Genomic DNA, 12,219 nt, shown 5'->3' with positions numbered 1-12,219 from the left:
TGGCGGGCCTGCGATGGGCCGCGGCCGCCAGCCACTGGCACCCAGCGCTATCAGAGTGCGCCCGCGGGTGGGCCGTGTCAATATGTCCTGCCACCGGCGATCGCGGCTAGGCTTCCGGGATGGGACTCATCATCACACTGCTTATTATCTGGCTCGTTCTGTCCATCCTGGGCTTCGTTATCGAAGGGCTGCTGTGGCTGGCGCTGATCGGCCTGGTGCTGTTCGCGGCCACCGCCGTTTGGGGCTGGCTGAAGCGCAGAACCAGGGCCTGACCCGCTCCGGCGCTACCCGCCCAAGGGTGAGGCGCCGCCTACGTTCCTGCCCAGGGCTGCCCGCCCAAGGTGACGCACCGCCGTCGTGCGCTCCTATCCAGGGCTGCCCGCCCAAGGAGACGCGCCGCCGTCGTGCGCTCCTATCCAGGGCTGCCCGCCCAAGGTGACGCGCCGCCGTCGTGCGCTCCTGCCCGGTTACTTCCCGGGGCACCCGGGCGACTCGCCGTGCACGACGGCGTGTCCCGGCTCAGGTGGGCATGGCCCCCTGAGCAACTGGGCAGGACCGCAGGGCAGCCCCGGCCTGCACGCACCTCACCGGCCCAACCCGCGTCGGCCGGTCCGCTGCCGGGGCTGCCCGGTTGCTTCCCGGGGTGAGGCGCCGCCGTCGTGCGTTCCTGCCCGGTTACTTCCTAGGGCACCGTGGCGGCGCGCCGCGGACGACGGCGTGTCCCGGCCCAGGTGGGCATGGCCCCCTGACCAAGTGGGCGGGACCGCACGGCAGCCCGCACTGCCACGCCCGTACGGGGCAAAACGCCGTCGCGCGCTCCTGCCCCGTTACTTCCCGGGCACCGTGGCGGCGCGCCGTGCACGACGGCGTGTCCCGGCCCAGGTGGGCATGGCCCCCTGACCAAATGGGCAGGACCGCACGGCGACCCGGGCTTGCACGCACCTCACCGGCTAACCCGCGCCGGCCGGTCCGCTGCTGGGCCTGCCTGGCTGTGCAAGCCTGTGCATCGGAGCGCCTGCCTTGATACCTTGAGGGCATCATGTTTACCTTCGACCAGCTGGCCGCGTTCATCGCCGTGGCAGAGGAACTCCATTTTGGGCGGGCCGCCGAGCGCCTCAACATGACCCAGCCGCCGCTGAGCCGGCAGATCCAAAAGCTGGAACGGATCGTGGGCACCGAACTCCTGGAACGCGACAACAGGAAGGTCCAGCTGACGCCCGCCGGCCTGGCCTTCCTGGATGAGGCACGCCGGCTGCTCACCCTGGCCGGACGGGCTCCCGCCACTGCGCGGCGCATCGCCTCCGGCCGCTCCGGCATCCTGCGGATCGGATTTACCGCAGCCAGCGGCTACAGCGTCCTGGGCCCCCTGCTGGAACAGATTTCGGGCATTGTTCCTGACGTGGACATCGAGCTTCAGGAGCTGGTGACCGGCGAGCAACTGGACGGCCTCCTCACCGGCGAACTGGACCTGGGCCTGGCCCGGCCGCCGTTCGACGCCCGGACGTTCGATTCCCGGCTGCTGTCCCGTGAATCGATGGTTCTGGCCGTTCCGGCCGGCCACCCGCTGGCAGCGCTGGACCGGGATATTGGGCCGGAGGATTTCAGCCACGAGGCCCTGATCATGCACTCCCCCACCCAGGCACGCTACTTCTATGACCTGGTAGTCCGGCTCCTCCCCATCGACCACGGCAACGTGGTGCACACCGTCAGCCAGATCGTCACCATGGTGTCGCTGGTGGCGGCGAAGCGCGGGGTGGCGTTCGTCCCGGAGTCGGCCACCGCGCTGGGCATCAATGGCGTGACGTTCCTGCCCCTCGCCGCGGGATCCACCGGGCAGGTGGAGCTGCACGCGCTGTGGAACCGCCGGATTTCCAACCCGGCACTCAGCCTGCTTCTGCAGGACCTGGAGTTCAGCGCCTCCTAACAATCAAGCAGGAGACATACCTTCAAGGTATCGATAGATCCATAAAAGCTCTTGGACAGGTATGACTCCCGGTTCCTATGGTGGAAGGAATTCAGCACGCTGCCCGCAGGCGGCACAGGAACCGGAGGACCTCCATGGCACGCTACACACCGCAGGAACTGGCAAGCACCCTCAAGGAAGGGCTGCTGTCCTTCCCGGTCACGTCTTTCGACGCCGACCTGCAGTTCGATGAGGAGAACTACCGCAAGCACCTTGCCTGGCAGGCAAGCTTCCCGGTGGCGGGCCTGTTCGCCGCCGGCGGCACGGGCGAAGGCTTCTCCCTGACCCCGGCGGAATCCGAGCGCGTGGTGCGCGCCGCCGTCGCCGAAGTGGGCGCCACGGTTCCGGTGCTGGCATCAGCCGGCGGCTCCACCGCCCAGGCCATCGCCAACGCCCAGGCTGCGGAGGCAGCAGGCGCCGAAGGCATTCTGCTCCTCCCGCCCTACCTCACCGAAGCGGACCAGGCAGGACTCACCGAGCACGTCAGCGCCATCTGCCGCGCCACCTCTCTGGGCGTGATCATCTACAACCGCGCCAACGCCATTTACAAGGACACCACCGTGGCCACGCTGGCCAGCCGGCATGAGAACCTGATCGGGTTCAAGGACGGCGTGGGCGACCTTGAGCACGACGCCCGCGTCTACGCCAAGCTCGGCGACCGGCTCTTCTACCTCGGCGGGCTTCCCACCGCGGAGACCTTCGCCCTTCCGCTGCTGCAGCTGGGCATGAGCACGTACTCCAGCGCCATGTACAACTTCGTCCCGCAGTTCGCGCTGGACTTCTACCGGGACGTCCGCAACAACGACCGCGACGCCGTGAACAGGAAGCTCAACGACTTCGTGATCCCCTACCTGGACATCCGCGACCGTGTGAAGGGCTACTCCGTGTCTATCGTCAAGGGCGGGCTGGACGCGGTGGGCCGCTCCGCCGGCCCGGTCCGTCCGCCGCTGCAGAACCTGGCGGAGCAGGACCTCGCGGACCTCACGGCACTCATCGCCACCGTCTCCTGAACAGCCCTTCCTGACAACCCCAAGGAGAAACCATCGTGACCCTCACCGGACATTCCCTGATCGCCGGGCAGGCCGTCGCCGGCAGCGGCAAAACCGCCTTCGGCGTCAACCCCGCCACCAACGAACGGCTTGACCCCGCCTACTCGCTGATCACCGAAGAGCAGTTGACGACGGCGACCTCCGCCGCCGCTGCTGCCTATCCGTCCTTCAGCACGCTGGACCCCGGGACGCATGCCGCGTTCCTGGACGCCATCGCGGACAACATCGAGGCCATCGGCGAGGAACTCATCATCCGCGCCGGCCAGGAAACCGGCCTTCCCGCGGCCCGGCTGCAGGGCGAACGGGCCCGCACCACCGGCCAGCTGCGGCTGTTCGCGTCCGTGGTCCGCCAGGGTGATTTCCGCGGTGTCCGGATCGACCCCGCCCTGCCGGACCGGACCCCGCTGCCGCGCGCCGACATCCGGCAGCGCCAGATTCCGCTGGGCCCGGTGGCCGTGTTCGGCGCCAGCAACTTCCCGCTGGCGTTCTCGACGGCGGGCGGAGACACGGCCTCGGCCCTCGCCGCAGGCTGCCCGGTGGTCTTCAAGGCCCACAACGCGCACCCTGGCACCGGCGAACTCGTGGGCCAGGCCGTGGTCAAAGCCGTCCGGGACTTTGGCCTGCACCCCGGAGTGTTCTCCCTGGTCTACGGCCCCGGCGCCAGCATCGGCCAGGCCCTGGTGGCCGATCCGCACATCAAGGCAGTGGGCTTTACCGGCTCCCAGTCCGCCGGTATCGCCCTGATGCGCACCGCCGCCGCCCGCCCGGAACCCATTCCGGTATACGCCGAGATGTCCTCCCTGAATCCCGTCTTCGTGTTCGAGGGCGCACTCAAGGGCCCCGCAGACCACATCGATGCCCTCGCCGCCCAGTACGTCACCGCCGTCACCGGAAGCTCCGGCCAGCTCTGCACCTCCCCCGGCCTGCTGTTCGCCCCCGAAGGCGAGGCTGGGGACAAACTCGCAGCCGCCGTCGCACGCGCCGTCTCAGGCTGCGCCGGGCAGACCATGCTCACCGAAGGCATCGCCGGGTCCTGGCATTCCGGAACCCAGGCACTCGGCTCAGCGGACGGCGTCGAACTCCTGGGCCAGGGCACGGAGGGTGCGGCAGAAAACGCGCCCGCTCCCGCCATCTTTGGGACCCGGGTGAAGGACTTCGTGGCCAACCACGTCCTGCACGAGGAAATCTTTGGCGCCGCGTCCCTGGTGGTCCGCTACGCCTCCACCGACGAGCTGCTGCAGGCTGCCGGGCAGATGGAAGGCCAGCTCACGGCATCGCTGCAGCTCACCGAAGAGGACTATCCGACGGCGGCACCCCTGATCCCGGTCCTCGAACAAAAGGTGGGGCGCATCATTGTCAACGGCTGGCCCACCGGTGTGGAAGTTGGCCACGCGATGGTGCACGGCGGCCCGTTCCCCGCGACCTCGGACAGCCGCACCACGTCCGTGGGCACGCTGGCGATCAACCGCTTCCTGCGCCCCGTGGCCTACCAGAACCTCCCCCAGGAACTGCTGCCGGCGCCGCTGCAGGACGAGAATCCGTGGGGCCTGAACCGGCGGATCGACGGCACCAGCGTCCCGGCCAGCAGCCTGGCGGGCAGCTAACGCTGCCTCCCGCGAAAGCGGGCCCAGCTCAGGCGGCCGGCGCCGTTAGCGGATGCCGGCCGCCCGCAGGGTCCTGGCCAGCTCGGCGGCCGCCGACTCGAGGGCGGCGACAGTGCTGCGGAGGACGCCTTCCGTGGCAAGCTCCGTGGGGATGGAACAGCTCATGGCGTCGGTACCGGGGATCCGGTACGGAACCACCACGCTGACGCAGCACAGTCCCACGGTGTTCTGTTCCCATTCGATGGAGTGGCCGGTCTTCCGGAACTCGGCCAGTTCGCGTTTCAGCGCGTCGAAATCCGGCACGGAGTTCGGGGTGAGCTGGGTGTAGGGGCCGTCACCGATGCGCTGCCGGACCTCCGCATCCGTGTATTCGGAGAGGAGGGCCTTCCCCAAAGCAGTCACCTGGGCGGGCAGCTTGCGGCCCACCCGGGAGGACAGCCGGCGGCGGTCAACTGCCTGCCGCGTGGCCAGGTAGATGACGTCCGAGCGGTCCAGCCGGGCATAGTGGGTGGTGAACGTGGTGGCGTTGCGGACCTTCTCCAGGACGGCGGAAACGTGCTCCATCACCGGATCCCTGTCCAGGTATGCCGTGCCGCACAACAGCGCGTGGGTTCCGATGCGGTAGGCGCCCTCGGGCGTCTGCTCGATCCAGTTGAGCTCCAGCAGCGTCAGCAGCAGCCAGTGCAGGCTGGACCGGGGGTAGCCGGTCAGCTTGAAGATCTCCGCCGTGGTGAGCGGCTGCGGCGCACCGGCAAGGAGCTCCAGGATGGCTATGGTGCGTTCCGCCGATTTGACCAGCTTGACGTCCCCCGACGCGCTTACGCCCGGACCGGACTGTACCTCCACCGCCGCCATCACCGTTCCCCCTTTTGCCACCGCCCCGGCCTGCTGCATGTCACTTCACGGCCAGGTGCGGGTAATTGTCTACTCCCACCCTATGGCTATCGCTTGCCCAGGCGCCGCCCAACAGGTCCGCCCATTCATCCCGTGCCGTAGTGTCCACGCCGGCGGCGAAGGCCTCGGCATCATCCTGCGGTTCGAATCCAATGCGCTTCCCGGCATCCAGGTTTGCCCAGCCCCGGGTGTTCGCCGAGACGGCCCACACCACGTGGTGCCCGGGTGCGCCCAGGTTGCTCAGGGTGGCTTCCACCAGGCGGAATGAGTCGGCGGGCGACAGCCAGGATCCCAGCGTGCGCAGGTTTCCGGGCCGTTCACCGCCGGTGCCGATGCGGGCGCTGACCACCTTCATGCCGTACTTGTCCGCGTACAGGCTTCCCAACGCCTCCACGGCCGCCTTGCTGACGCCGTAGTAGGTGTCCGGGCGGGGACTCAGCACCGAGTCCCGTGCTGCCGCCTCGGTGGGGTGGAAGCCTACGGCGTGCGTGGAGCTGGCCAAAAGGACGCGTTCGACGCCGTTCTGCCGGGCCGCTTCCAGCGTTACCTGGGTGCCGGTGATGTTGGTGGACACCAGCTCCGCCCACGTTTTCTCGCGGTGCAGCCCGCCCAGGTGGATGACCGCCGTCGCCCCGTTAAGGGCGTCCGCCATGAAGTCCGGATCCGTCACGGACCCCACATGTACGGACTCGTTGGGACCGGGATCAGAGGCTGCCGCCAGATCCACCAGCCGCACCGCGTAGCCGGCCCCGGCAAGGTAGGGCCGCAGCAGTGTGGCCATCATTCCGGCGCCGCCCGTAAGCGCGATTGTCACGGGGGTTACTGCTGCACTCAATTTTCCTCCAGCGGTTGACAGCCTGTGATCCTAATCATACTCTCATGAAGTACGTTTCATATGGTAACAGCATTTTATATATGTAAAAAGGAGAATCAGGGTGGATTCCAAGTTCAAGTCGTACTCCCGCGCTGCACTGGCAATATCCGTTGCATCCGCGGCCATGCTCACCGGCTGCAGCGCCGGCTCCCCCACGCCCGCAGCAACTGACGATGGCCAGCCCATCGAGGTCTGGGCCCGCGCCGGCACCGACGCCGCCACCACCTACGCCGCCATGTTCAAGGAATTCACCGCAAAGACAGGCGTGGAGGTCAACTTCCAGGGCGTACCGGACCTGGACCAGCAGCTCCAGACCCGCGCCGCGTCCAAGAATCTCCCGGACATCGTGATCAACGACTCCGCCGCTTTGGGCAACTACACGGCCCAGGGCTACCTGGTGGAGGTGGACAAGTCCACCGTTGAGGGCAATGACAAAATTGCCGATTCCCTCTGGGACGAGGCCAAGGGCCTGGACGGCGCCACCTACGGCGTCCCGTTCTCCCGGCAGACCATGGTGACCATGATCCGCAAGGACTGGCGCGAGAAGCTGGGCCTGCCGGTTCCCGAAACCCAGGAGGACCTGGAGAAGCTCGCCACCGCGTTTGCCACCCAGGACCCGGACGGCAACGGCCAGGCGGACACCTACGGCATGACCGTCCCGGGCTCCACGGAACGGGGCTACCTGGGCTGGTGGGCCTCCTCCTACCTGTGGCAGAACGGCGGTGCCTACCTTGAGGATGAGGGCGACGGGAAGTTCGCTGCCACCTCGTCCAGCACCGAGGCCCAGGAAGGCGTCACCTGGATCAAGAAGCAGTTCTGCACCCCGGGCAACACGCAGCCGGGCGCCCTCACGGCGGCCACCAGCGTTGCCTCACCCTTCTTCCAGACCGGCAAGACCGGCATCATCCTCACCGGCCCGTACAACTTCTCGTCCTTTGATACTGCCCCGGGCAAGGACACCTACGAGGTCATCGAGGCCCCGAAGGGCTCCGTGGACAACACCGTCCTGGCCGAAGGCGAAAACATCTACGTCACGGCCAGCAACGGCAAGCCGGATCAGACCAAGCAGGTCATCGACTACCTGGTCTCCGCCGACGGGCAGAAGGCAGGCATGACGGCGGGAAAGCAGCCGATCGTCCGCGTACCGGTCAACGGCGACGTTGATGCCGCCGCCGTCTACAACGATCCCCGCTGGGCAGTGGTCCAGGACGCGCTGCAGAACTCCTCCAAGGCGTTCCCGTCGGCGATCAACTTCGTGCCCATCAAGCAGGTTGCCGCCGAGGCACTGAACAAGATCGTTTCCGACTGCGGCGCGGACAACGTGGCCTCAGGCCTGCAGGACCTCGATACCGCCATCAACGACGAGCTGACGAGCCAGAACGCCAAGTCATGACCTCAGCACCAACAAAACCGGCGGTGACGCCGGTCAAGTCCACGCGGCCCAGCCCGCCCCCGCACCGCGGGAAAGGCAACCGGGCACATGTGCTGGCCATCTGGGTGTTCCTGATTCCAGCGGCCGTCCTGGCCCTGTACTTCAAGTTCATCCCCATGGTGGAGGGAATCCGGCTGAGCCTCTTCAAGGTCCAGCCCTTCCTGGGCGACGTCTTTGTTGGTTTCGACAACTACGTCAGCGTCCTTACCGACGCCCGCTTCATGGACGCCCTGGGCCACACCTTGATCCTCGGCGTCACCCAGACCATGGGCGCCCTGGTGGTGGGCTTCGTCCTGGCCCTCCTCCTGGAGGGCCAGGCGAAGTCCCTGTGGTTCCTCCGCACCGCCATCTTCCTGCCCGTGGTCACGGCGCTTGCCGTGGTGGGTGAAATCTGGCGCATCCTTTACTTCCCCACCGCCGACGGGCCGCTGAACACCATCCTCAGCTGGGTGGGCCTGGGTCCGCTCCAGTTCCTGAACGGCACCGACACGGCACTGTGGTCCATCGCCGTCGTCGGAATCTGGAGCGGAGCCCCGTACAACATGGTGATCATCCTTGCCGGCCTGGCCGGCATTGACCGCGCACTGTACGAATCGGCCGGCGTGGACGGCGCCACCGTGTGGCAGCGCCTGCGCTACATCACCCTGCCGGCGCTGCGTCCGGCGATCGTGATCGTCCTGACGCTGGCCGCCATCCGAAGCCTCAGAAGCTTCACGGAAGTGTATGTGCTCACCGGCGGCGGCCCGGCCGGATCCACCGAGGTGTGGATGACCCGCATGTATTCGCTGGGCTTCCAGCGCAACGACATCGGCGTGGCCTCCGCCGCGGCCGTGCTCCTGCTGGTGGTCACGCTCCTGCTGACAGTGGGCACCCAGCTCCTGGCCCGAAGGAAGGCAGAACGATGAGCCACACCACAACCCGGACGTCGCCGCGGACCAAGCGGCCGTCGTCGTCCTCCCGTTTCGACTCAGCCCTGGGCTGGTCCCCCGGCTTCGGCACCAACATGGTGCTGCGCATCGTGCTGTGCATCCTGGTGTTCTGCATCTTCGCGCTGCCGTTCGCTGCCATCATCTCCGGCGCGTTCGACCGGAACAGCAGCCCCACCGAGATCACGCTGCTGCCCAAGACGTTCACCCTGGCCAACTTCGAGGCAGCATCACAGCAGGGGCTCTGGGGCTACCTGCTGAACTCCCTGGTCATTGCCGGCGGCGGGCTGCTGCTGCAGATGACCGTGTCCGTGTTCGCGGCCTACAGCCTGAGCCGGAAGAAATTCCGCGGCCAGGCAATCCTCCTGCTCCTGGTCCTGCTGACCATGATGCTGCCGGAGGAAGTCATTGCCATCCCGCTCTCGCTGGTGCTGGGCGATCTCCCCCTGCTGGGAATCAGCCTTCGCGGAAGCGTGCTGGCCGTCATCCTGCCGGTGGGCATCTGGGGGTTCTCCATCTTCATCATGAGCGAGTTCATGAAGGAGATCCCCGCCGAGATCGAGGAAGCAGCCCGGCTGGACGGCGTGGGCGAGTTCCGCATGCTGTTCACCATCATCCTTCCGCTCTGCAAGCCCGCCCTGGGCGTCATCGGAATCTTCGGCTTCATGATGGTGTGGGACCAGTACCTCCTCCCCCTCATTGCCGCCAACGATCCCAGCGACTACACGCTGACGGTTGCGCTCTCCGTGCTCCGCAACGACACCACGGTTGGACCCGGCGTCCTGCTGGCCGGCGCCGTCATGGCCATGATCCCCAGCCTGCTGGTGTACCTCTTCCTGCAGCGCTCCATGATCCGCGGCATCACAGCAGGCGCCACCAAAGGCTAGGGCAGGCCCAGACCGTCCGCCCACCCCACGAAAGAAGTTCAATGAAAACCAGCACCATCCTCCCTGCAGCCCACGCCCCCACCGCGGCCGACCTGAAGATCACCGAGATCACCATCACCCCCATCGCGTTCTCCGACCCCCCGCTGCTGAACGCCGTGGGAGTCCATGAACCCCTGGTGCACCGCGTGGTGATCGAGGTCCGGACCGCCAACGGCCTGCTGGGCCTGGGCGAATGCGCCGGCGGGCAGAGCCGGCTGGACAACCTGGCGGTGGGCGCCAGCGCCATCAAGGGCCTAAACGTCTTTGACACCTCCCGCATGGAGCAGCTCATCACCGAGGCACTGGATCCCGCGCTGTCCTCGTTTGAAAAGGCTGCCGTGTTCTCCGCGTTCGAGGTGGCGGCGCTGGACATCCAGGGCCACGCCACCGGCCGCACCGTCAGCGAACTCCTGGGCGGCACCGTCCGGGACGAGGTTCCCTTCAGCGCCTACCTGTTCTACAAGTGGGCCGAACATCCCGCCATGGACGGCAAACCGGCCATTACGGACGAATGGGGCGAGGCACTGGACCCGGCGGGCATTGTGCGGCAGGCGCAGAAGATGATCTCCGAGTACGGCTTCAAGTCCATCAAGCTCAAGGGCGGCGTGTTCCCGCCGGCGCAGGAAATCGAGGCCATCAAGGCCCTGCGTGAAGCGTTCCCCGAGATGCCCCTCCGCCTTGACCCGAACACGGCCTGGACCGTGGAGACCTCCCAGTGGGTGGCCCGGGAAACCGACGGGCTGCTCGAGTACCTGGAGGACCCCACCCCGGGCCTCGAGGGAATGGGCCAGGTGGCGGCCACCGCTGCCATGCCGCTGGCAACCAACATGTGCGTGGTGGCGTTCGACCACATCAAGCGGAGCGTGGAACTGGATTCGGTCCAGGTCATCCTGGGCGACCACCACTACTGGGGCGGCCTCCGGCACACGCGGGAACTGGGCACCATCTGCCAGACCTTCGGCATAGGGTTGTCCATGCACTCCAACTCCCACCTGGGCATCAGCCTGGCCGCCATGGTCCACGTTGCAGCCGCCACGCCCGCCCTCACCTACGCCTGCGACACGCACTATCCGTGGAACGGGCACAACGACGTGGTCAAGCCCGGCGTCCTGCGCTTCGCTGACGGCAGCGTCCGCGTTCCCACCGGCACCGGCCTGGGCGTGGAACTGGACCGGGAGAAGCTGGCCGAACTCCACCAGCAGTACCTCGACGCGAGGATGACCGCCAGGGATGACACCGGCTACATGCAGCGCTTCGTGCCGGACTACACGGCGGATCTTCCGCGGTGGTAACACCGCCGGCGCCGCAGGTCACGGGATACCTCTACCCCTGGGACGTCCTGGGCGACCCCGCCGCGGCCGCCTGGGTCAAGAACACGGGCGTGCACCGGGTGGCGCTGGCCGCCGCCTACCACTCGGTGCGGGCCGCCACCCCGCGGCATCCGGAGCGCCGCGTGGTGGATGCCGGATCCGCCGCCCTCTACGTGCCGGTCACCGGCGCATGGGACGGCAGCCTCCTGAGCCCCGGTGATGCCGTTGAGTGGACCGGGCGTGATGACTCGTTTGCGGAAGCTGCGGCGGTCATCCGCGGCGCCGGGCTCCCCGTGGACGCGTGGGTGGTCCTGACGCACTCAAGTGCCGTGGGCAGCCGGCACCAGGACCTGTGCGTGCAGAATGCCTTCGCCGAAACGTACCGCTACGCCCTGTGCCCGTCACAGCCGCACGTCCGCGAGTACGCCGCCAGGCTGGTGGGGCAGATCCTTGAACTCGGCCGGCCGGACGGCCTGGTCCTCGAGGCAGTGGGCCCGCTGGGGTTCGGACACCAGAACCAGCACGAAAAGACCGAGGGCGCCGGGTACTCTCCCTGGGTGCAGGCGCTCCTTTCCCTGTGCTTCTGCGGCGCCTGCTGCACTGCCTACACGGAGCGCGGCGTGCCGGTGGATGCCCTCCGGAAGCGGGTGCGGGACGTGGTCCGGCTCCACACGGACTCGCCGGACGCCACACCCGAGACGGCTCCCGACGCCGCCGAGTTCCTGCCGCTGCTGGAGGCCAGGTGGGATGCCACGGCCGCCCTGCTCGATGCCTGCCTCGCCGCAGTGTCCAGCTCAGGCACCCGGATCTCGCTGCACGCCTCCCCGGATCCTTGGTCCACCGGCCCGTTCGTCTCCGTCGAGGCACTGCGCCGGAGCCTGCTGTTGCCCCTGATGGACAACGTCACCGCCGTGGTCCCCTGCTGGGGGGAAGCGGCGCAGGGTTCGGCCACAGTTGCCGCCATGGCTGCGGCCGCACCCCGGGCCACGGTTGGATCATACGTGCTGGTGCTGCCGCCGAAGCCCGCGGAGGCCGGGGCCTTGTCCCGGGAATGGGGCGCGCTCCTGGAGGCCGGGAGCAGCGAACTTCATGTCTACCATCTGGGGCTGGCTTCCTCCGGGCGCCTGGACGCTGCCGCGAGAGCCGTCCAGAGCGTGGGTGCCGGCAGCTGACCCTGCCATCCCCGCCCGGGGTGATGGGCCGCCGTCGCGCGTTCCCGCCCGGTTAGTTCCAGGGGCACC

At 67.8% G+C, this 12,219-nt stretch carries 11 protein-coding genes; 9 read left to right on the top strand and 2 right to left on the bottom strand.

Going from position 1 to position 12,219, the window contains the following annotated elements:
- The first annotated feature begins 119 nt into the window (after window positions 1-119).
- The 4 genes from AC6CHP_RS00055 (at window position 120) to AC6CHP_RS00040 (ending at window position 4,616) form a co-directional block, all read left to right on the top strand.
- Window positions 120-272, top strand: a complete 153-nt coding sequence (locus AC6CHP_RS00055; protein ID WP_188727030.1) for an LPXTG cell wall anchor domain-containing protein — start codon at window positions 120-122, stop codon at window positions 270-272.
- A 767-nt stretch (window positions 273-1,039) separates the two neighbouring features.
- The gene (locus AC6CHP_RS00050) at window positions 1,040-1,924 is read left to right on the top strand and encodes a LysR family transcriptional regulator (protein ID WP_427115710.1); all 885 of its coding nucleotides are present in this window, start codon (window positions 1,040-1,042) and stop codon (window positions 1,922-1,924) included.
- A gap of 134 nt (window positions 1,925-2,058) precedes the next feature.
- Window positions 2,059-2,973 carry a 5-dehydro-4-deoxyglucarate dehydratase gene (gene kdgD / locus AC6CHP_RS00045; RefSeq protein ID WP_498227605.1) on the top strand — a complete coding sequence of 305 codons (915 nt, stop codon included), beginning with the start codon at window positions 2,059-2,061 and terminating at the stop codon, window positions 2,971-2,973.
- A 35-nt stretch (window positions 2,974-3,008) separates the two neighbouring features.
- Window positions 3,009-4,616, top strand: coding sequence for an aldehyde dehydrogenase (NADP(+)) (locus tag AC6CHP_RS00040; RefSeq protein ID WP_498227603.1), 1,608 nt, complete (start codon window positions 3,009-3,011; stop codon window positions 4,614-4,616).
- Between the two features lie 45 nt (window positions 4,617-4,661).
- Here the strand turns inward: AC6CHP_RS00040 and AC6CHP_RS00035 are convergent, their stop codons facing one another.
- Complete coding sequence (locus tag AC6CHP_RS00035) at window positions 4,662-5,492, bottom strand: IclR family transcriptional regulator (RefSeq protein WP_498227601.1); 831 nt, start codon at window positions 5,490-5,492, stop codon at window positions 4,662-4,664.
- Window positions 5,493-5,511: 19 nt separating this feature from the next.
- On the bottom strand, window positions 5,512-6,345 hold the full coding sequence (locus AC6CHP_RS00030) for an NAD-dependent epimerase/dehydratase family protein (protein ID WP_498227599.1): 834 nt from the start codon (window positions 6,343-6,345) through the stop codon (window positions 5,512-5,514).
- A 100-nt stretch (window positions 6,346-6,445) separates the two neighbouring features.
- Here AC6CHP_RS00030 and AC6CHP_RS00025 point away from each other — a divergent pair, with 100 nt between their 5' ends.
- From AC6CHP_RS00025 to AC6CHP_RS00005, 5 genes are read left to right on the top strand one after another with little or no spacing between them, the layout of a single operon-like run.
- A complete protein-coding gene (locus tag AC6CHP_RS00025) occupies window positions 6,446-7,777 on the top strand; it encodes an ABC transporter substrate-binding protein (protein ID WP_498227597.1) in 1,332 nt (443 codons plus the stop codon).
- Window positions 7,774-8,721: a carbohydrate ABC transporter permease gene (locus AC6CHP_RS00020; protein ID WP_498227595.1), complete on the top strand. Its 948-nt coding sequence runs from the start codon at window positions 7,774-7,776 to the stop codon at window positions 8,719-8,721. The genes AC6CHP_RS00025 and AC6CHP_RS00020 overlap by 4 nt, the downstream gene beginning before the upstream one ends.
- Entirely contained in the window at window positions 8,718-9,629 is a 912-nt protein-coding gene (locus AC6CHP_RS00015; protein WP_427115701.1) for a carbohydrate ABC transporter permease, read from the top strand. The genes AC6CHP_RS00020 and AC6CHP_RS00015 overlap by 4 nt, the downstream gene beginning before the upstream one ends.
- Before the next feature lie 41 nt (window positions 9,630-9,670).
- Window positions 9,671-10,960, top strand: a complete 1,290-nt coding sequence (locus AC6CHP_RS00010; RefSeq protein WP_498227593.1) for a glucarate dehydratase family protein — start codon at window positions 9,671-9,673, stop codon at window positions 10,958-10,960.
- Window positions 10,954-12,150 carry a hypothetical protein gene (locus AC6CHP_RS00005; RefSeq protein ID WP_498227591.1) on the top strand — a complete coding sequence of 399 codons (1,197 nt, stop codon included), beginning with the start codon at window positions 10,954-10,956 and terminating at the stop codon, window positions 12,148-12,150. Before AC6CHP_RS00010 ends, AC6CHP_RS00005 begins: the two co-directional genes overlap by 7 nt.
- Window positions 12,151-12,219: the final 69 nt, after the last annotated feature.

The sequence above is a fragment of the Pseudarthrobacter sp. GQ63 genome, assembly GCF_059758765.1.
Note: the sequence above shows the minus strand (reverse complement) of the source record. Positions and strands in the feature narration are given on the sequence as shown.

Bases quoted from the DNA above. Each gene is read 5' to 3' on its own strand.
- kdgD (WP_498227605.1), top strand. From the start codon at position 2,059: ATGGCACGCTACACACCGCAGGAACTGGCAAGCACCCTCAAGGAAGGG.
- AC6CHP_RS00020 (WP_498227595.1), top strand. From the start codon at position 7,774: ATGACCTCAGCACCAACAAAACCGGCGGTGACGCCGGTCAAGTCCACG.
- AC6CHP_RS00010 (WP_498227593.1), top strand. From the start codon at position 9,671: ATGAAAACCAGCACCATCCTCCCTGCAGCCCACGCCCCCACCGCGGCC.
- AC6CHP_RS00015 (WP_427115701.1), top strand. From the start codon at position 8,718: ATGAGCCACACCACAACCCGGACGTCGCCGCGGACCAAGCGGCCGTCG.
- AC6CHP_RS00055 (WP_188727030.1), top strand. From the start codon at position 120: ATGGGACTCATCATCACACTGCTTATTATCTGGCTCGTTCTGTCCATC.
- AC6CHP_RS00050 (WP_427115710.1), top strand. From the start codon at position 1,040: ATGTTTACCTTCGACCAGCTGGCCGCGTTCATCGCCGTGGCAGAGGAA.